The sequence below is a fragment of the Pseudomonas quercus genome (assembly GCF_012033695.1).
Taxonomy (GTDB): domain Bacteria; phylum Pseudomonadota; class Gammaproteobacteria; order Pseudomonadales; family Pseudomonadaceae; genus Aquipseudomonas; species Aquipseudomonas quercus.
Window position 1 is genome coordinate 210084 of record NZ_JAAVJI010000004.1, and the last position, 19704, is coordinate 229787.

20 protein-coding genes are annotated in these 19704 nt (G+C 61.1%); 18 read left to right on the top strand and 2 right to left on the bottom strand.

Going from position 1 to position 19704, the window contains the following annotated elements; all coding sequences use genetic code 11:
* The first annotated feature begins 2 nt into the window (after positions 1-2).
* The 3 genes from uraH (at position 3) to HBH25_RS09760 (ending at position 1420) form a co-directional block, all read left to right on the top strand.
* Positions 3-428 (top strand): hydroxyisourate hydrolase, encoded by a 426-nt coding sequence (gene uraH / locus HBH25_RS09750; protein WP_168083715.1) that lies wholly within the window; start codon positions 3-5, stop codon positions 426-428.
* A 154-nt stretch (positions 429-582) separates the two neighbouring features.
* A complete protein-coding gene (locus HBH25_RS09755) occupies positions 583-861 on the top strand; it encodes a hypothetical protein (protein WP_168083716.1) in 279 nt (92 codons plus the stop codon).
* Positions 862-1018: 157 nt separating this feature from the next.
* On the top strand, positions 1019-1420 hold the full coding sequence (locus HBH25_RS09760; protein WP_267874374.1) for a response regulator: 402 nt from the start codon (positions 1019-1021) through the stop codon (positions 1418-1420).
* Here HBH25_RS09760 and HBH25_RS09765 read toward each other — a convergent pair whose 3' ends face one another.
* Complete coding sequence (locus tag HBH25_RS09765; RefSeq protein WP_168083718.1) at positions 1421-2422, bottom strand: GntR family transcriptional regulator; 1002 nt, start codon at positions 2420-2422, stop codon at positions 1421-1423.
* Positions 2423-2709: 287 nt separating this feature from the next.
* Here HBH25_RS09765 and HBH25_RS09770 point away from each other — a divergent pair, with 287 nt between their 5' ends.
* From HBH25_RS09770 to HBH25_RS09820, 11 genes are all read left to right on the top strand, one after another.
* Entirely contained in the window at positions 2710-4047 is a 1338-nt protein-coding gene (locus HBH25_RS09770; protein ID WP_168083719.1) for an amidase, read from the top strand.
* 27 nt (positions 4048-4074) lie between these two features.
* The gene (locus HBH25_RS09775) at positions 4075-4956 is read left to right on the top strand and encodes a polysaccharide deacetylase family protein (RefSeq protein ID WP_168083720.1); all 882 of its coding nucleotides are present in this window, start codon (positions 4075-4077) and stop codon (positions 4954-4956) included.
* A gap of 24 nt (positions 4957-4980) precedes the next feature.
* Entirely contained in the window at positions 4981-6348 is a 1368-nt protein-coding gene (locus HBH25_RS09780) for an MFS transporter (protein WP_168083721.1), read from the top strand.
* A gap of 13 nt (positions 6349-6361) precedes the next feature.
* Positions 6362-7129 (top strand): SDR family NAD(P)-dependent oxidoreductase, encoded by a 768-nt coding sequence (locus HBH25_RS09785; protein ID WP_168083722.1) that lies wholly within the window; start codon positions 6362-6364, stop codon positions 7127-7129.
* A gap of 9 nt (positions 7130-7138) precedes the next feature.
* Positions 7139-7888 (top strand): SDR family NAD(P)-dependent oxidoreductase, encoded by a 750-nt coding sequence (locus HBH25_RS09790; RefSeq protein WP_168083723.1) that lies wholly within the window; start codon positions 7139-7141, stop codon positions 7886-7888.
* A 15-nt stretch (positions 7889-7903) separates the two neighbouring features.
* Complete coding sequence (locus tag HBH25_RS09795; RefSeq protein ID WP_168083724.1) at positions 7904-8203, top strand: hypothetical protein; 300 nt, start codon at positions 7904-7906, stop codon at positions 8201-8203.
* A complete protein-coding gene (locus HBH25_RS09800) occupies positions 8200-9189 on the top strand; it encodes a CobW family GTP-binding protein (RefSeq protein ID WP_168083725.1) in 990 nt (329 codons plus the stop codon). The genes HBH25_RS09795 and HBH25_RS09800 overlap by 4 nt, the downstream gene beginning before the upstream one ends.
* Positions 9186-10373 carry an ABC transporter substrate-binding protein gene (locus tag HBH25_RS09805; protein WP_168083726.1) on the top strand — a complete coding sequence of 396 codons (1188 nt, stop codon included), beginning with the start codon at positions 9186-9188 and terminating at the stop codon, positions 10371-10373. Before HBH25_RS09800 ends, HBH25_RS09805 begins: the two co-directional genes overlap by 4 nt.
* A gap of 127 nt (positions 10374-10500) precedes the next feature.
* The gene (locus tag HBH25_RS09810; RefSeq protein ID WP_168083727.1) at positions 10501-11490 is read left to right on the top strand and encodes an MBL fold metallo-hydrolase; all 990 of its coding nucleotides are present in this window, start codon (positions 10501-10503) and stop codon (positions 11488-11490) included.
* A 38-nt stretch (positions 11491-11528) separates the two neighbouring features.
* Entirely contained in the window at positions 11529-12161 is a 633-nt protein-coding gene (locus tag HBH25_RS09815) for a LysE family translocator (protein ID WP_168083728.1), read from the top strand.
* A 290-nt stretch (positions 12162-12451) separates the two neighbouring features.
* Positions 12452-13411 carry a transglycosylase SLT domain-containing protein gene (locus tag HBH25_RS09820; protein ID WP_168083729.1) on the top strand — a complete coding sequence of 320 codons (960 nt, stop codon included), beginning with the start codon at positions 12452-12454 and terminating at the stop codon, positions 13409-13411.
* Positions 13412-13468: 57 nt separating this feature from the next.
* Here the strand turns inward: HBH25_RS09820 and HBH25_RS09825 are convergent, their stop codons facing one another.
* Positions 13469-14257 (bottom strand): N-acetylmuramoyl-L-alanine amidase-like domain-containing protein, encoded by a 789-nt coding sequence (locus HBH25_RS09825; RefSeq protein ID WP_218585486.1) that lies wholly within the window; start codon positions 14255-14257, stop codon positions 13469-13471.
* Between the two features lie 208 nt (positions 14258-14465).
* Between HBH25_RS09825 and zigA the strand changes: the two genes are divergently transcribed.
* The 4 genes from zigA to HBH25_RS09845 all read left to right on the top strand — a co-directional run bounded on the left by zigA (position 14466) and on the right by HBH25_RS09845 (position 19703).
* A complete protein-coding gene (gene zigA, locus HBH25_RS09830) occupies positions 14466-15680 on the top strand; it encodes a zinc metallochaperone GTPase ZigA (RefSeq protein ID WP_168083730.1) in 1215 nt (404 codons plus the stop codon).
* Between the two features lie 209 nt (positions 15681-15889).
* Positions 15890-18355, top strand: a complete 2466-nt coding sequence (locus HBH25_RS09835; protein ID WP_168083731.1) for an autotransporter domain-containing protein — start codon at positions 15890-15892, stop codon at positions 18353-18355.
* 206 nt (positions 18356-18561) lie between these two features.
* Positions 18562-18864 (top strand): hypothetical protein, encoded by a 303-nt coding sequence (locus HBH25_RS09840; RefSeq protein WP_168083732.1) that lies wholly within the window; start codon positions 18562-18564, stop codon positions 18862-18864.
* Complete coding sequence (locus tag HBH25_RS09845) at positions 18861-19703, top strand: hypothetical protein (protein ID WP_195755883.1); 843 nt, start codon at positions 18861-18863, stop codon at positions 19701-19703. Before HBH25_RS09840 ends, HBH25_RS09845 begins: the two co-directional genes overlap by 4 nt.
* Position 19704: the final 1 nt, after the last annotated feature.

The following is a 19704-nucleotide window of genomic DNA, read 5'->3' on the forward strand; positions in this document are numbered from 1 at the left end:
TTATGAAACGATCCAAATGGGTTCTGGCCCTGGGCCTTGCCAGCGTGTCCACCTTGGCCCTGGCCGAGCCCACCTCTACCCCGAACACCAACCCCCTGAGCGTCCATGTGCTGAACCTGGAAACCGGCGTGCCGTCGGCCGGTGTGCAGGTCACCCTGGAGCAGCAAGTAGATGAAGGCTGGAAGCCGCTGGCCCAGGGTACTACCAATGAGCAGGGGCGGATTCCTGCGCTGTTTCCTAAAGGCGTATCCTTCCAGAAAGGGGAATACCGGGTGGTATTCAAGACAGGGGATTATTACCGCCACCAAGGCCGTGACAGCTTTTTCCCGGAAATTCCGGTGGTGTTCGATGTGACCCAGCCCACCCAGCACTACCATATTCCGTTGCTATTGAGCCCGTACGGGTTCAGTACGTATCGGGGGTCCTGATCCTAGGCTAGCCCTCTGAGCCGCAGGCCAGCCAAGGCCCGTTTGAAGACGGACCCCTCCGGGCTTCTCGTTGTCAAATATCTCGTGAAAGGTGCTCAACCCTTGTGATCACAGGGTTGGGCCACTCAGTGCCGCTGCAGACGAGGTTTTGAGAATGGAAGACTTGAAAAGGGCCTTGGCTGCACTTAGCCCTCCATTGGAGACGGCCGTGGAGTTCAGGGAACGGGTAATGCACGTGGTGCTGACGGACCCGGTCATAAATGCTACCGCGGTCCGGGACATAGAGCCGTGGCAATACCAGAACCGAGACCTGTTTCAGGTCATCATCCTGCATGCCATCAACGAGCTTCAGCGCAAAGGCTCGCATGCGCTGTTGAAAAAGTTGCCCCTGGTAGACGGCCGCTTGATGGACGCCACGGATTTCGGCTCCTGAAGGAGGGTTGCACATGGCTAAAGCCTTGTACCCAAAAGCCCAGGCCGGGCTGGAAAGTAGCCTAAAGCTGTACAAACCTGCTATTTCGTCGAACAGGTGGGAAGGATAACGCCGAAGCGTTGTCGTAGGATGACCTGATGACGAGACTCGTGTACTCATGGTGCATCTAGCCCTTACACCACCTACGCAACCCCCCGTTATCCTCATTGTGGAAGACGACATGATCCTTCGGGACCTGTTGGCTGAAGTGATTGCAGACATGGGCGCCGTCGTCCACACCGCCCGGACGGCGGATGAGGGCGTTGACGCCATGATGGCCCACGCGGAACTGGACCTGTTGATCACCGACGTAGTGACGCCCGGCCGTACCTCAGGGTGGGAGCTGGCCGCCTGGGCCTACCATCATCGCCCGGAGCTGCAAGTGATCGTCACTAGCGGTTTCAGCCTGCGGCAGACAGTTGACCTCCCGCCCAATGCCACTTTTGTAGCCAAACCCTGGTCGCTGAGCGACATCTGCGCGTTAGTCAGCCAATGCCTGGCCCAGCGACCCCTGCGCTGATCACGCAAGCCGCTGCATATAGCCAGGCAAAGCGGGCTCGGGCAGTACGGATAAGACCTTGAGGCGCTGTAGCGTACGTTCCCGCGCGCGCAGCAGGTGTTCGCGCAGGCTGAGCGCGGCGGATTCCACCGTACCGTGCAGCAGTGATTCGAATACCAGCCGGTGCTCGTTCAGCATGGCGTCGTCCATGCTGGTGTGAAGCGCCTCGTGCAGCACCCGGCCGATGCTCATGGGGATCTGACACTGGCCGATGATGGCGGCCATGCGTGCGTTGGGCAGGCCGGCCAGGCACGTCACGTGCAGGTCCTGTTCGATGTGCTCGATCGCCGCGCGTGTTACCCCAGCACCGGCCTGCTGCGCCGTGGTAATGCGCGTGAGCATGGCCTGCAGTTCGGTGCGTGGTACGGCACTGGCGCGCTGGCGCAGGGCATCGGGCTCCAGCAGCCCGCGCAGTTCGTAGTCTTCGGTGATGGCATGGGCCGTAAGCGGCCCCGCCAGCCAGTGCGCGTAGGGTTCCTTTTCCACCAAGCCGCGGTCACGCAGCCGCATCAAGGCTTCACGGACCACACTGCGGCTCACGTGAAGGGTTTCGGCTGCGTGCTGCTCGTCGATACGGTAATGCCCGAACACCATCACATGGGTCACAGCCCTGGCCAACGTATCGTAGACCCGTTCGCCCAATGCGCGGGTATCGATCAGGTGCTGCAAGGGCTCCAAGCCCAGCAACGCCCGGGTCAGCGGCAGGCGGCAGGGCGGTGCTTCTTGCCCTGGGCCGCCGATCACATAGCCTCGCCCCTCAAACCGCTGAATCAACCCTTCCTCGTGCAACAGGGTGAGGGCCTGGCGTACAGGCACCCGGCTGGTTCCAAACAACTGCGCCAAGGGTGCCTCTACCAGCACCAGGCCCGGCACGGCTACGCCTTTGAGGATGGCGCTGCGCAAGGTATCGCGGATCATTTCATAGCGGGAAGCGGAACGGTCTGGGGTGACAGCGGTGGGCATGGGCTCGGTCCAGTGTGCGGCAGCGGTTGATTCTCTCACAGCCTGCACCGCTCAGCAGTGGGTGGCCGTAACACACCCGTGATACCTGGCAGTGCACGTGTTACAGGAATGCCCAGTAATGGATCATTTATAAAATAGTACATTCGTGGATCCTAACAAGCGAGGCGCTCTAGGGCACGCTTACTAGGCAATCTTCAAGCATTGGAGACTGGCAGCGTGCGGTTGGCACGAACACTGCGTCGCATAAAACGTACAAATTATTAATGAATACATTTTTAGGAGTGGCCATGTTCCAGGATGCACATGCCCTTGCCGCAGCCTTTCAAGCGGGTACGGATGACCCCGTGCGCGCCCTGGGCGCAGCATTGGCTCAGGCCGACACGGTGCCTGCTGCGTTCATCACACTGACGCCAGCCCGTGCGTGGCGTGAAGCGGAAGCGTCCAAGGCGCGTTGGGAAGCCGGTGAGCCGGTGTCTCCCCTCGACGGTGTGCCCATGGCCTGGAAGGACCTGTTTGACCTGGCAGGCACTGTGACCACGGCAGGCGCTCAGGCCTATCGCTTGCGTGCCGCTGCTACCCAGGATGCGACCTTGGTCAATGCTCTGGCCCGGGCCGGGCTGGTCAGCCTTGGCAAAACCAACCTGAGCGAACTCGCTTATTCAGGGCTTGGCCTCAACCCGCATTTTGGTACGCCTATCAACCCTGCCTACGCAGAGGCGCGGGCGCCTGGCGGCTCATCCTCAGGGTCTGCCATCGCAGTGGCGGCCGGGGCCGTGCCGCTGGCCATGGGCACGGACACCGCCGGCTCCATTCGTATCCCCGCTGCCCTCAATGGGCTGGTGGGCTATCGCAGCAGCCGCCGCCGTTACGCCTTCACCGGTGTGTTCCCCTTGGCGCGCTCCCTTGATGCACTGGGGCCTATAGGCCGCAGCGTGCGCGATGTGGTGTGCGTGGACCAGTTATTAGGCGGGGACGCCATTACCCGGCCGCTGCCGCTGGCCGGTTTGCGGCTGCGGCTGGACCCGCAACTGCTGGCCGATACCCGTATTCAGCACGCCGTGCGCACTAACCTGCTGGCGGCCGTAGAGCGCCTGGCGCAGGCCGGTGCGGTGATCGACGAGCGCCCTGTGCCGGCGTTCGCCACAGCCTTGAGCTTGATTGAAACCCGTGGCTGGCTGGGCAGTGCCGAGGCCTTCGCCCTGCACCAGCCGCTGCTGGACAGCCCGCTGGCCGAACAGCTGGACCCCCGTGTACGCACGCGGTTGGAAGCCGCCCGCGCCTTTCCGGCCAGCACCCAAGTGGCGCTGTACCAGGCCGCCGACGACCTGCGCCAGCAGCTCGCTGAACAATTGGACGGTGCGTTGCTGGTCACCCCGACCGTGGCCCACGTGGCGCCCCTGCTCAAGCCGCTGGAGGCGGACCCAGAACTGTTTGCGCGCACTAACCTGGCCACCTTGCGGTTGACCATGCCCGGCAGCCTGTTGGACATGCCCGGCATTGCTTTGCCCAGCGGCACAGACGCCGAGGGGCTGGCCACCAGTGTGCTGCTGTCGGCGCCCAGTGGAAACGATTGTTACCTGTTACGGGCTGCGCTGGCCGCTGAGGCCCTGGTGCGCGGCGCTTGATCCCTGACAACCTGGAGGAACAACACAATGGCTAAAGAAATTCTGGTGTCCATCGGCGTGGATGTGGATGCCGTGGCAGGCTGGCTGGGCTCTTATGGGGGAGAGGATTCACCCGACGATATCTCCCGCGGGCTGTTCGCGGGGGAAGTGGGGTCGCCACGCCTGCTCAAGCTGTTCGACAAATACCAACTGCGCACTACCTGGTTCATCCCAGGGCATTCGGCCGAAACTTTCCCCGCGCAGATGAAGGCCGTGGCAGAGGCAGGCCACGAGATTGGCATTCACGGCTACAGCCACGAAAACCCTATTGCCATGACGCCGGAGCAGGAAGAGGTGGTGCTGGACAAAGCCATCGAGCTGATTACCCAGCTAGCTGGGAAACGCCCCACCGGCTATGTGGCGCCTTGGTGGGAATTCAGCAACGTAACCAACGAGCTGTTGCTTAAAAAAGGCATCAAGTACGACCACAGCCTCATGCACAACGACTTCACCCCGTATTACGTTCGGGTGAAGGACAGCTGGACCAAGATCGACTACAGCGCTCACCCCGATACCTGGATGAAGCCCTTGGTGCGTGGCCAGGAAACCGACCTGGTGGAGATTCCGGCCAACTGGTACCTGGATGACCTGCCACCGATGATGTTCATCAAGAAGGCCCCTAACAGCCACGGCTTCGTCAACCCGCGGGACATCGAAGTGATGTGGCGGGACCAGTTCGACTGGGTGTACCGGGAAATGGACTATGCCGTGTTCCCCATCACCATTCACCCCGACGTCTCCGGCCGCCCGCAGGTGCTGCTGATGCTGGAGCGGTTGATCGAATACATTCGCGGCCATGAAGGGGTGCGGTTCGTGACCATGGATGAGATCGCTGACGACTTCATCGCCCGCCAGCCACGGCAACGCTGATCCCTTACCTGCGAGACCACCGCCATGACGACGCCAATCGCAACGCCGCTGCGCACGCCGCTGCACACACCAACGCCCAATGATTGGGCGCCAGTCCCCCTGGCGACCAAGGACGTGGTATACGCCACCTGGATCGCGTTCTTTGCCTGGGTATTTGCCGTATACGACTTCATCCTGTTCGGCACGCTGCTGCCAGTGATGGGTGGGCATTTCAGCTGGAGCCAGGCTGAACAAGCGGAAATCGCCACCTGGGTGGCCGTGGGCGGTGCGGTGGTGGCGTTTGCCATCGGGCCACTGGTCGACCGTATCGGCCGCCGTGGCGGCATCATGTTCACCATTGGCGGCGCGGCCCTGTGTTCGGCGTTGACAGCGGTGTGCGCGGGCATGGGCAAGGGGGCGTTGATCGGCGTGCGCTCTGTGGCAGGCCTGGGGTATGCGGAGGAGGGGGTAAACGCTACCTACCTCACCGAGATCTATGCAGCGTCCGAGGACCCCCGCCTGGTCAAACGCCGTGGCTTTATCTACAGCCTGGTGCAAAGCGGCTGGCCGGTGGGCGCGCTTATTGCGGCGGGCCTTACCGCCTTGCTACTGCCTCACATTGGCTGGCAGGGGTGTTTCGTATTTGCCGCTGTGCCCGCGTTCGTGATTGCGGTACTGGCGCGTAAGCTCAAGGAAAGCCCACAGTTCCAGGTACACCAGCGTATCGGTGCGCTGCGCAAAAGCGGCCAGGACGCGCAGGCGCGTGCCCTGGCCCAGGCCCACAGCGTGGATTACGAGGACCACGCCAAGGCTGGGGTGGCGGCAGCCTTCCGAGGCGCAGCCCTGCGCCCAACCCTGGTGCTGAGCCTGGCCATTTTGCTGAACTGGTCAGCGATCCAGGTGTTCAGCGTACTGGGTACGTCGGTAATCGTAAGCGTGCATGGCCTGTCGTTCGAGAATTCCCTGTGGATTCTGGTGCTGTCCAACCTGGTGGGCTTTATCGGCTACCTGTTCCATGGCTGGCTGGGGGACCGCATTGGCCGGCGTAACACGGTGGCCATCGGCTGGATGCTGGGCGGCGTGAGCTTCTTCGCCATGGTCCAGGCGCCTAGCCAATTGGGCATTGTGGTCGCCCTGTACAGCCTGGGGCTGTTCTTCCTCACCGGCCCCTATTCCGCCATGTTGTTTTTCATGGGCGAAAGCTTCCCCACCAGCATTCGCGCCACGGGCGGCGCCATCGTGCATGCCATGGGCCCCGTGGGGGCGATCCTGGCTGGCCTGGGCATTACGGGGGTGCTGTCGGCAGGCGGCGATTGGCACAGTGCGGCCCTGTGGTTCGGCGCCTTGCCGTGCTTCCTGTCTGGCGTGGTGATGTGGGCCGCACGCCACGTGGACCCTACCCATATCAAATGATTGGAGACCGTTGATGACCTCTGCCCAACCTGTAGCCTTGATCACCGGTGCCGCCAGCGGCATTGGCCAGGCCTTGGCCGTGGCCTACGCACGGCATGGCATTCATGTGGCTGGCGGCTATTTCCCTGGCGACCCCCACAACCCTGACGATACCCGCCAGCTGGTGGAAGCCGCCGGCGGGCAATGCCTGCTGCTACCGGCGGACGTGACCGACGGCGCCTCCCTGGACGCGTTGGCTGCCGCGGCAGTGGAACGTTTTGGCCGGCTGGATTATGCCGTGGCCAATGCGGGGCTGCTGCGCCGTGCGCCCTTGTTGGAGATGACCGACGAGGCCTGGCACGCCATGCTGGACGTGGACCTTACCGGGGTGATGCGTACCTTCCGCAGTGCCGTGCGCCACATGAACGGAAGCGGGGCACTGGTGGCCATTTCGTCCATTGCCGGCGGTGTCTATGGCTGGCAGGACCACAGCCACTACGCGGCCGCCAAGGCGGGCGTGCCTGGCCTGTGCCGCTCGCTGGCCGTGGAACTGGCCAGCCAGGGTATCCGCTGCAATGCGGTGATTCCCGGCCTGATCGAAACCCCGCAATCGCTGGACGCCAAGAACTCTCTCGGGCCTGAAGGGCTGGCCCAGGCTGCACGCGCCATCCCCCTGGGCCGCGTGGGCAAGGCCAGTGAAGTGGCCGAACTGGTGCGCTTTCTCACCAGCGACCTGGCCAGCTACATCACCGGGCAAAGCATTATTGTGGACGGTGGTTTGACCGTACGCTGGCCAGAATAAGGAGGCCCCATGAACCCCTTGCACGAACGCCGCGCCGTGATTACCGGCGCCGCCAGTGGTATCGGAGCCGCCATTGCCCACGCCTATGCCCAGGCCGGTGCCCACCTGGTGCTGTGCGACCGCAACGCCGCACAGCTTTCAGCGGTTTCCATCCAGTGCCTAGAACTCGGCGCACAGGTGGTGGAGTCAGTGGCCGATGTAGGCACACGCGAAGGCGCCCAGGCCGGTGTGGATGCCTGCGTACAGGCCTTCGGCGGTATCGACATTCTGGTGAACAACGCCGGCATGCTGACCCAGGCACCCTGCGTAGACCTTACCCAGCAGATGTGGGACGACATGCTGCGGGTAGACCTCACCAGCGTGTTTATCGCCAGCCAGCGGGCGCTGCCCCACATGCTGGCCCAGCGGTGGGGCCGGATCATCAACGTGGCTTCCCAGCTAGGCATCAAAGGCGGCGCCGAGCTGTGCCATTACGCGGCGGCCAAAGCTGGCGTTATCGGCTTCACCAAATCCTTGGCGCTGGAAGTAAGCGCCCATAACGTATTGGTCAACGCCCTCGCCCCAGGCCCTATTGAAACGGCACTGGTGGACGGTATCAGCCAGGCCTGGAAAACCGCCAAGGCCAAGGAACTGCCCCTAGGCCGCTTCGGCCGCGCCGATGAAGTGGCCCCTGTGGCGGTGCTGCTGGCGTCGGAGCCTGGCGGTAACCTGTTCGTGGGGCAGACGCTGGGGCCCAATTCTGGCGATGTGATGCCGTAAGGGGAGGGGAGAAACATGTGTGGGCTATGCGGCTTGATCGGGGAAGACGGCCATTGGAGCGACCCCTTGGGTAACAGCCTGCCTCGGCGGCGGGAGCGGCTGCGGCGGATCGCGGCCATCAACCGGGTGGTAGCGCCTTTCCGGTTGACCATCAGCGACGTGCAAGGGGCGTCTTATCTGCTGCAGGGCGCTACGGGTCGCCAAGCGCTGGCCACAGGGCTGGATGAACTCTGGCAGCAGGCTGAAACGCTGATCGCTCGCCCGTTAGACCCCCTCGATCCGCGTATTCTGGACGCCCTGGAAGCTCGGCCATGAGCCTGCCGATCAGCGTGATTACAGGGTTTCTAGGCAGTGGCAAAACCACTTTGCTGAACCGTTTGCTGGCTGGAGAAACCCTGGGCGACAGTGCGCTGCTGATCAATGAGTTCGGGGACGTGGGCATCGACCACTGGCTGGTGGAGGAGGTGGCGCCAGGCACGGTGCTGCTACCAGGGGGCTGCGTGTGCTGCACCGTCAATGGCGACCTGCGCCAGGCCCTGCTGGACCTTTACGCCCGCCGCGAGCGCGGCGAGGTGCCGGCCTTCAAGCGGGTGTTGCTGGAAACCACCGGCCTGGCAGACCCAGCCCCCATTCTGGCCACGTTGCTGCGTGACACCCAGTTGCGAGGCCGGTATCACCTGGGCCTGTTGGTGACGGTGGTAGACGCTGAGCAGGCCGAGTTGCAGCAGCGGCTGCACCCGGAATGGCTGGGCCAGGTCACGGCGGCGGACCGCTTGCTGCTGAGCAAGGCCGACCGAGTGCCGGAGGCGGTCCTCGACCAGGTGCGAGCGCGGCTTCGCGCGCTCAACCCGTCTGCCAGCCAGGCCCTGGTTCAAGACATCACCGCCGGCGATACGTTGCTGTTGGGGGAAGGCCTGCGCGGCGCCCACCCGGAACAAGAAGTTGCCGGCTGGCAGCTGTTTTCGTCGGTAAACGCCAGCCGTCATGGCAATGCCGAGGTGTGCTGCCTGGCCTTCGACCAGCCCTTGGACTGGGTGGCTTTTGGGGTGTGGTTGTCGATGCTGTTAAGATGCCATGGCGAACGCATTCTCCGGGTCAAGGGCCTGCTCGACGTGATTGATTCTCCCCAGCCGATCGTTATCCACGGCGTGCAGCATTGCCTGCATGCCCCGGTTCACCTGCGTGCCTGGCCCGAGGGCAAGCGGCAATCGAGGCTGGTTTTTATTGTGCGAGACCTGGATACGGCGCAATTGCGTCGATCCTTCCGCGCCTTTTTGGGTGACATCGGGCACGCGGCATGAGTGAACCCATCACACTGCGGGTACTGGGCACGTCCGTCACGTTGCTGGAGCCCATTCGGCAACGTGCCGAAGAGGAGTTGGGGATTCGGCTGGAGTACCAGATCCACGACATGCAGGCGGCCCAGCGCATTGCCGTGATGCAGCCACAGAGCTACGACCTCTACGACCAATGGTTTCACAACGTGGATTTCGTGTGGCCCGCCCGGGCTATTCAGCCTATCGACACCCGCCGGGTAGCACTGTGGGACGAGATCAACGACCTGCCCAAGCTGGGCCGTCTGCGCCCTGATGATCGCCTGGCACAAGGCAGCCTGCCGTGCGACCGCCTGTATGTGCAGCACGATGGCAGCCTGGGCAGCCGCCGTAGCGACTTCATCAGCATGCTGCCCCTGACCCATAACGCCGACAGCTTTGCGTACCGGCCCGAGCACCTGCCAGCGTCTCTGGCGAACCAGCCGGAAAGCTGGGCCTGGCTGCTGGCCAAAGGGTGGTGTGGCCATGCTGCCCTGCAAAGCGATGCAGCCATTGGTGCATTGGATGCCGCCTTGGCCGTGCAGGCCAGTGGGCTGGCGCAGTTCCACAACCTGGGCAACCTGCGCCTGGAAGAAATCGACACCTTGGCCCGCTGCCTGATCGCGTGCCAGCGCCAAGGGCACTTCGCGGCCTTCTGGTCGGATGACCGTGAGGCGGGGGAGCTGATGCTGGGGCCGGATATTCATATCCAGAGCCTGTGGTCACCCACCTTGATGCAACTGCACCGGGCAGGCTTGCACTACCGCCTGGCCGTTCCTCAGGAAGGGTACCGGGCCTGGTTTGGCGGCCTGTCGCTGTCCCGCTGCCTGGAAGGGCGGGTCAAAGATGCCGCCTACGCCTACCTCAACTGGTGGCTGGCCGGTTGGCCGGGTGCGGTAATGGCGCGGCAAGGTTTCTATATTTCCAACCCGCCCCGTGCACGGGACCACCTCACGCCCGCCGAATGGGACTACTGGTATGACGGCAAGCCCGCTGCCCAGGCGCTGCCTGGCAGCGATGGCCAACCGCTGATCGAGCCAGGCGAGGTACGGGAGGGTGGTACCTATGCCCAGCGTATGGGACACATTGGCGTGTGGAATGCGGTGATGGACGAACACAATTACCTGGTGCGCAAGTGGGCGGACTTCATGCGCGCCAGCCGTGGGAACTGAAACGGCTGTGGGTGGATAAATAAATCAGCGGTTGGGCGAAGAAAATTATACTTTTGTGTTCGAGAGTGGGGCGGTAGCGTGCTGTCGCCCATAGGCCTGATCATTCTGAAGGGACGCGCCATTCGCCATGAAACACCGCTCGCAGGTTGCCTGCTTAATCACCGCGCTGCTGGCCGGTACCGTTGCACACGCTGACACCCCGGCCAATACCGAGGCCTTGGCCAAAGAAGCCAGCCTGGTGGTCACCTTGCTGGGCACCGGCTCGCCCACCCTGGACCCGAACCGCTTTGGTTACTCTACGCTGGTGCAGGCCAATGGCTTGAACCTGGTGTTCGATGCAGGCCGTGGCAACACCATCCGCCTGGCTCAACTGGGCATACCCTTGGGTAAGGTGAACGCCACGTTCATTACGCAGTACCGCTCGGACCACATCAACGGGCTGCCCGACCTGTGGGCCACGGGCTTTCTCCCTACCGTGCAGAACCGCCGCGCGACGCCTTTTGAACTCTACGGCCCGCCTGGCCTGGACAACGTCGTGGAAGGCATGGAAATGATGTTCACCGCTGACCTGCGCATCCGCCACGATGAAAACGGTGTAAAGGCTGACGCCGAGCATATTACGGCCCATACCTTCCACCATGCCGGTGTGGTGTATGAGCATAAAGGCGTGAAGGTGACCGCGTTCGAGGTCAACCACGGGGAATTTGTCAAGCCCAGCTATGGGTACAAGGTGCAGTACAACGGGCATACGGTGGCCCTGTCGGGCGATACCCGTTATGACCCAAAGGTGAGCGAGAACGCCAAGGGTGCCGATGTATTGGTGCACGAGGTGGGCGCAGTGTCCACGCACCACCTGACCGAAGACTGGGCCAAGCCTAGCGTTGCCCATCACACCTCACCCGAACAGGCCGGCGAGGTGTTTGCCAAGGCACAGCCCAAGCTGGCCGTGTTCTCCCACATCTCCCGGCCCGGCCCGCAGGACGAAACCAACGCCGACGAGGCCTTGGTCGCCCGTGCCCTGAAGGCTTGGCCTGAGGGGCATATTCTGTTAGGCAAGGACCTGATGCGTATCTACGTGGGCAAAGACGTGAATGTGGTGGAGTGGGCGAGTAACTGAAGGGCGGGTTTACCCATTGCGTTGACAAGGAGCGTTGTATGGCACTTCACCTGTGGTTCACGTTTGCTCTGGCCTATCTGGCGACTACCCTCACGCCTGGGCCCAACGTGTTGTTGGTTGTAAGGAACACGCTTCGGCATGGGCCTGCCGGCATGGGCGCTACGTTCATGGGCAACCTTGCCGCGCAATTGCTGGTGGTCAGTGCCGTGGCCGCGGGGGTAGGGGCGCTGCTGCTGGCCCTACCCATGGCATTTCTAGCGTTGAAAGTGTTAGGCGCAGGCTACTTGATCTACCTGGGGGTACGGCAAGTGTTTGCCCGTGAGCGCCCAGCCTTGCCTGCAACGCCTGCAGGGCACACCTTGCCAGCCGCCCGCTGGCGGATCGCTGTACAGGCGTTTTTCGTATCAGCAACCAACCCTAAAACCCTCATCTTCTTCTGCGCCTTTCTCCCACAGTTTGTGGCGCACGACCGGCCACTGTGGGCGCAGTTCGCGGTCATGTACCTCACTATTGCGGCCACGGTAATGCTGGTGCATTCGGTGTATTGCTACAGCGCCTACCGTTTGAACGGCACACTGCGCGCTAGCCGCTGGAGCCTGTGGTTCAAGCGGGCGACGGGTGCCTTGTTCGTAGGGTTGGGCGTGCGGTTGCTGGGTACAAAGGCGGTTTAGTTGCACGGGGCGCTTGCTTGGGCCGCCCAGGTTGTAGGCAAAGGGCCGCAACCCGCCATGAGCCTGATCGGCGAGCTCAGTCTATGCTGTGGGACCGACCGCAGCCGAAGGCGGAGGCCGGGAACCTGCTGCAGGGTAGGTACCCGATAATCAACAGGCCAAGTTCGCGATTTCGTACGAAGCGTAACTTCCAAGGGCAATGTAGGTGCAAGGGGACGCCTGCCAGGGAACCGGAACCCCCCCTGCTACCACCCAGTGTTTGGCCTACAGCGCGGTGACCGGAGACTGCCATGAACCTACCCATCAATAGCCTTAACCCCAACCCTACGAGTTTTCTTTTACAGCCAGACCCATCGTTTTCCGAAAAGCCTTTGTCCCAAGGGGCGGGGCAGCAAGGTACGGGACAGGGCCTCTCCTTTGGTGCCGTGGGCAACAAAGAGGTGGACTTTTCCTCGCCCAGTGAAAAGCGTGCGCTGCAGGCTAACCCCACGTCCGATACACAGGGTGGCCAGGAAGCAGCAAGCGGTGGACTGCAGGCCGAGATCATGTCGTTGCTGCAAAAGCTGATCGACATGCTCAACCAGATGATGGGCAGCACAGATGGCAACAAAGGCAAGGGTGATAAATCCTCCTCTGGCAATGGCGCGATAGCCCCGTTGTCCAACAAACAGGCCGTAGCGCCACAGGCACCTTCAAGTGCAGAGCCCAGTGGTGCCCCTGCGGGTGGCGGCAGCGGGGGTGGTGAGCCAGTAGGCCAAGCGGGCGGCACCGGCAGTACCGGTGGCGTAGATTCCACTGCCAGTGCCGGCAACGCGCCCCAGGGCATGCCCCAGGATTTATGGCAGGACTGTGTAGCTGCGGGAAACAAGCATGGGGTTGATCCTTACATATTGGCCGCACAGGCCAAGCAGGAGAGCCAGTTTGGTACTGACTTGAACGGAGCCAGTGGCAAGGATGGTGTGATGCAGGTGCAGGAAGGTACCCGTGCGGACAATGCTCAAGCATTTCGTGAGCAGGCAGGGCATGAGTACAACCATGGCAGCCAGGCGGACCAAGTAGAAATGGCCGCCGTGATCATGAGCCGCTTGAAAGGCAGCGACCAGGATAAGCTGGCGGCCTATAACGGCGGGCCTAACTGGAAACAGGCTGGGGTAGCTGGGTTAGATGACTACAACCGGCCTATTCACGCGAGCCAGTACGCCGACAGCGTGATGAAAATCGCCGCCGAGTTGAAAGGCAGCGCGGCCTAAGGCTGGCTTCGATCGAGCGCGCCTGCTTCGCCTGGAACACTGGCGCGGCAGGCACCATCAGGGCGCGATGGGCCTGAGCACTACAATCCCAGGCGTTTTGCTCACGTACTCAAGAAAGGGTGAATCGATCACCTTGTGCTGGCTGGGTCGCGACGACGCATTGCGCAACACCGGGCCCTGTTCCGTGTTCAAAAACACACCTACATGCGTGACATCCAGGCCTGGGGCAGGGCTGTAGATGCCGACGTAGTCACCGGGGCGCAGCTTGCTGATGAGCGCCGGCCCCACGCGGCTCGCCGGGATGAAATGCACGTCACGCGCCACCACGGCTAAACCGGGAATGAGCGGCACACCCTGTTTCCCTGCATTCAGCGTTTTAGTGACGGTACGGCTATCCAGGCTCAGCTCGGGCGTGATGTCTACCGCGTTGCGTGGCAGCGTCATGGCCCAGTCGGTGAAGAAATGCCGGCGGTTGGGGTAGCTGACGATGCCTTGAGCATAACGAGTGAGTATCAGGTTCTGCTGAAAGGCTGACGCATGGCTTGTTTTCCGTAGCGCCTCTACATAGTCCAGGAAGGTGAAGCAGTCCAGCCGCTCCAGGTCAATGACCAGTTGCTCGGGTGTGGTGTACGAACCCTGGAGTCGATTCGCTTCGTAAGGCGTACCCAGGAACGGCGAGGTAATACGCTCTGCTCTGCGTTCTGGGTCAGCCATGCGCGCCTTCTGGTCAGCCACCGCCTGGGTGATAAGCGCGTTGCTGTAGGCATCCAGTTGAACCTGCGCCGGGGCACTGCCAGGCAACATGAACAAAAGCGATAACGCCGCTGGCCACACGCTACGTATCACTGGTCAACCTCCTGTTAATGTCAACTGCTTGGGTCAGCCCCCTGCACGCCCTTGTGCTTGCAGGGGGCCTGAGCGGCGAGTGCCACAACGTACCACAGCCTAAAGGGCTGAATCAGTGGTCCCCTAGAACCCAGTAAGTATGCCTATTGTAATTGTTATAGTATAACGTTTTAATGCAGCGCTGAATCTTAGCCGTGAGTCTGCATTTATGACCCTGTCGCCATCCCTTCCCCTGGCCCCGTTCAAGCGCCTGCCCGTGACGGTTTTATCCGGCTTCCTAGGCGCTGGGAAAACCACGCTGCTCAATCACATCCTCAATAACCGCGAGGGGCGGCGAGTCGCTGTCATCGTCAATGACATGTCGGAGGTAAACATCGACGCGGCCCTGGTTCGAAACGGAGGTGCCGGCCTGTCGCGAACCGATGAGAAGCTGGTGGAAATGAGCAATGGCTGCATTTGCTGCACCTTGCGTGAAGACCTGCTGGAAGAAGTGGGCCGCCTGGCCAAGGCCGGCAGGTTCGACCAGTTGGTGATCGAATCCACGGGCATTTCCGAACCGCTGCCCGTTGCTGAAACCTTTACTTTCACCGATGAGCAGGGCACGTCCCTGTCAGACGTAGCGCGCCTGGATACTCTGGTTACGGTGGTGGACGCGTACAACTTCCTGCGCGACTACAGCAGCGAGGACAGCATCGCCGAACGTGGCCAATCCATGGGTGAAGACGACACGCGCACCGTGGTGGACCTGCTGATCGAGCAGGTGGAATTCTGCGACGTGATCGTCCTGAACAAGCTCGACCTGGTCAGTGCCCCGCAGCGTGACCAGCTCTACGGCATCCTCAAAGGGCTTAACCCTCGTGCACGTATCGAGGCGGCCGAGTTCGGCCAGGTCCCGCTGACCACGGTGCTGGACACTGGCTTGTTCGATTTCGATGAAGCGGCCAGCGCCCCCGGCTGGCTGCAGGAACTGCGCGGTACGCATGTGCCGGAAACCGAAGCCTATGGCATTAGCAGCTTTGTCTACCGCGCGCGTCGGCCTTTTCATCCGGCCCGCTTTTATGCCGCCATCACGGGGGAATGGCCAGGTGTGGTGCGCTCCAAGGGCTACTTCTGGCTGGCTAGCCGACCGGCGCTCGCGTGTGGCTGGTCCCAGGCAGGGGCCATCTGCCGGCACGAAGCCGCAGGCCATTGGTGGGTGGCTGTACCCACCGAACAGTGGCCGGAAGACCCACAAGAGCTAGCGGCCATTCGAAGCCTATGGCACGACGACGTAGGTGATGCGCGCCAGGAGCTGGTGCTCATTGGCATGGGCATGGACGAGGGTGAACTCACTCGAATGCTCGACGCCTGCCTGCTCACAGACGCAGAAATGGCGCTTGGCCCGCATGGCTGGGCAACGTTGGAAGACCCTTTCTCGTTTTGAACGGTAAAGGGGCCTACTGCGCCAGCCTTGCCTGTGATCGGCTCACCGGGTGGCAAGTCTGCCCATTGCCAGGGCGTTTCATGGGCTGGGCTCATGTACAACCATTGCGCTAGAGCGGGCCGTTATTAAGGTTGCCTAAAGCTTGCTTTTACCTCGCCGATAAGTTGCTGAACGCTTTACCTCACTCTTATCCAGCGTGGAGCACCGCTATGCCTCCGTATGCCCGACGGCTCACTACACGTACGACCACTGGCGCATGGGTATCGCTGGAAATTGTCATGTGTGTGGCGATAGTCAGTGGTTATGCCCACCCAGCTCGGGCGGCCGATGTAGTGGACTTCTCCGCCTCGACCGGTTCTGATTTCATACCGGCTTATCTTAGCGCAGACGGTGCCACGGCCGCAGGCAGCCGGATTGACGAGCAGGGGATTGCTCACGTCGCCACATGGCGAGCCGGTACCTTCGATACGCTAACAGATGTCGCTACGGCCCAGGCCCATGGCCTGAGTGACGATGGCAAGGTAGTGGTAGGTAGTTTTCAGCAGAGCGTGGGCGGTGCGACCCGCGCCTTCCGTTGGGAACACGGCGCTATCGAGGATTTAGGTACCCTGGGCGGTACCACCTCTTACGCGCAAGGGGTCAGCGCCGATGGTGCGGTGGTGGTGGGCTACTCCACTGTCGCCTCGGATAGCCAAACCCTCGCGTTCCGATGGCAGAACGGTCACCTGCAAGCACTCGGTACGTTGGGTGGCCAGAATGCCTATGCGCGGGCAGTAAGTGCCGACGGCCAGGCCGTAGCAGGGGATTCCACTATCGCCTCAGGCAATCAGCACGCCTTCCTCTGGAAGAACAATACCTTGCTGGACCTGGGTACGCTGGGCGGTGATTACTCACAAAGCGTGGGCGTGAACGCTGACGGCACGGTGGTAGTGGGCACCTCATTGCTGGCCGATAACGGCTTTGGGCACGCCTTCCGCTGGTCCGGCGGAACCATGACCGACCTTGGCACTCTGGGAGGGCATTACTCGGTGGCGCAGTTCGTCAGCGCTGACGGCCGCGTGGTAGTGGGCCGTTCCATATTGGCCGATAACCTTAATACCCGTGCATTTCGCTGGGAGGATGGAACGCTTACTGACCTGGGCACCTTGGGCGGCACGGCGGTGTATGCCCGTGATATGAGCCCCAGCGGAGCGATCGTGGTAGGCGATGGCTTGAATGCGGCTAACGAACACCAAGCGTTTTATTGGAACACGGCTAAAGGGATGCGCACATTAGAGGCTTGGCTCAGTGACAATGGCTTTGCGGTGAACATGGATAATGCCAGGGCCGTCAAGGCTACTGGGGTCAGTGACGACGGCAATGTTGTGATTGGGCAGCTCAGTAACGGGCATAATTATCTGGCCCGTGTGGTTACCCCGGCCTCCACTGATCCGGTAACCAGCACACCGGTTACACCTCTCCCTACTACCCCTACACCCATTACCGCTGCACCGACCACCCCAACCCCAACCTCGATAACGCCATCACCTGCGCCAATAGCCACAACGCCTACCACTCCCGCTGTTACAACGCCCGTATCAGAACCGGTAAGCGTGCCCCAGCCTGCCTTGGAACCTGCGCCTGTTTCGACGCCTGTGCCCAGTGTACAAACGCCTGAACTCGCCCCGTCTACAGGTGGGGTGGCGAGCCCTGCCGACCCATTGCCAACTACTGCGCCTACCACCGGCGGCGGGCTGATTGATATGAGTGACTTCATGGCGGGTATTGCACAGGTGCGTGTGCAGGCTTCGACCATGGCCGCAAAAGATGCCGACCTGACCCTGAACGGCCTGCACGGAGACCCCATGCGGCACCGCCTGGAAGCTGGGAAGCAGCGTGCCTGGGTGTCAGGGGATATAGGCCGTCATTCGCATAACGCCTACGAGGGTGATGCGGGCGTCGGCGAAATTGGATATGGCGTGGGTGTTACCGATGGCCTTCAATTCAATATGGCCTTTGGCTTGACCGGTAGCCAGCAGAAAGGTAGCAATGGCAGCGACATCAAGGTCCGTGGGGTGTATGCACTGCCAGAGATGATTGCGCGCCTGCCGGACACCTCGCTGTACGTGACGTTAAGCGGTTTGTATAACCACGGTACCAGCGACATTGACCGCGGTTACCGTAACGCCGGTGTTCAAAGGGCTTCGTCTGGCGATGCTAACACCACAAGCTGGGGCAGCCGGGTTCGTGTGGACTGGCTTGACGCCTTTGAGGTGGGCGCTACGCGTTTCACGCCTTACGTAAGCCATACGTATTTGCATACGGCGCTCGATCACTACACCGAGTCAGGTGGAGGGTTTCCTGTAGCCTGGGAAGGCAATAACAGCCGTACCAATACCTCCCGCGCAGGGCTGGACGCTGTACATTCGGTTAACCAGAGGCTCACGTTGCTGGGCAGGGTAGAGACGGCCAAGCGTTACGAGCCCCGTGGCCCCGCTGTAAAAGGTAAGCTACTGGGTGCTGGAGGAGGGGCGTTTGACCTTCCAGGCACGGATTACGCTGCACACTGGTTGCGTGCAGGAACTGGCGCCGAGGTGAAAGTGGGTGCAGGTGTCGCAAGCCTCATGTTGAACGCCACCACCGAAGGCGAGGCCCCGACCTATTGGGGAACCGTCGGGTACGAGCTAACGTTCTGATTACGCTCTGCTTCTCACAAGCCTGTTTTAAGAAATCGAACGCGGGGCACCAGTATTGCGCGTTTTCCCAGTCGGCCGCCCTAATCGCAGTGGTCGCCCCCGGTGGCTTTATCGTCCATAAGAGAATGCTTCGGCTTTCCCCATGTAACTGTTAGGTATTGCATGCCACTCATGAGCCTACGATTAGAACCAGCAGTGGAAACATAATGGAACCCATCCGGCGCGGTATCGCCCATAACACACAGGCCACTTCAGCAAACCCCGCGCAAGGGGCGCCCGCAGCAATAGAGGCCCACCCGTCTGGGCATGACAGTTCGCTTACAGCACAAATGCTGAGCAATCATTCAGTGAATGAATTGAATGCCAAGGAACGTCAGGGGACTGAAAACGAGAAAGCGTTGGCCCAGGTTGCAAAGTACGCCTTGGAAAGTGGCCAACTGAAGATTTCACCCAAACAGCCAGCGGTGTTCTTCAATTTGGGATGCAACGTAATAAAGAAGTTGTGGTGATCATGATAAAACCAAATGAACTCATGGGGGACGACATTTTAAGGGTAGGCCTGCGCAAGGAAAATGGCGAACAGTTATCCATGACGTTGCCCAGCCCACACGCGGTTGCGGCACGCAATGCCCCGCGCCCGTCTGCTTTGCTGGGCCTTCCAAACGAACTGCTGTTACAGATCACGGCGAATACTGGAAATAACGAAAAGGGCGTTAACCTTAGCTTGCGACAAGTCAATAAACAGATGAAGGACATTGCAGATGAGCACCTGTCGCAAGAACAGCGTTTTTTTGCCCAACATGCGCAAACCCTTAGTGACTCAGGTTATGGCCGCACCTCTAAGAAAGACTTGCTAAAACTTAACACTGCTCAACAGCACTTCGCCCTGACGAACGGGCCGACACTTCGTGCAACAGCTGGCTATGATGGTTTCACCATTAATGATTTAGCTGAGTCTCGCCCTGCTGTGCAGCATTTCGCTTTAACGCATGGCCCAACCCTTCGGGCAACGACGGGTTACGACGGCGAATCTATTAACGATTTGGCTAAAAGCAGCCCTGCCGCGAGAAATTTTGCGCTAACGCAGGGCCCTTGGCTTCATACACACGCTGGGTATAACGGCTACGACATTAATGGCTTATCTAGATTGCTTCCTGCCTACCAGCAATCTGCGTTAGCACATGGTGCAGCGCTTCATACAAGGTCTGGCTATACCGGTGAGAATATTAATTTTTTCGCTACCCTTACGCCTTCGCAACAGCAGTTTGCTCTAACTAATGGTCCCAGGTTGCACGCAGAGGGCTATAGCAGTGGTGACATAAACCTGATGGCAATGAGTCAGCGCTGAA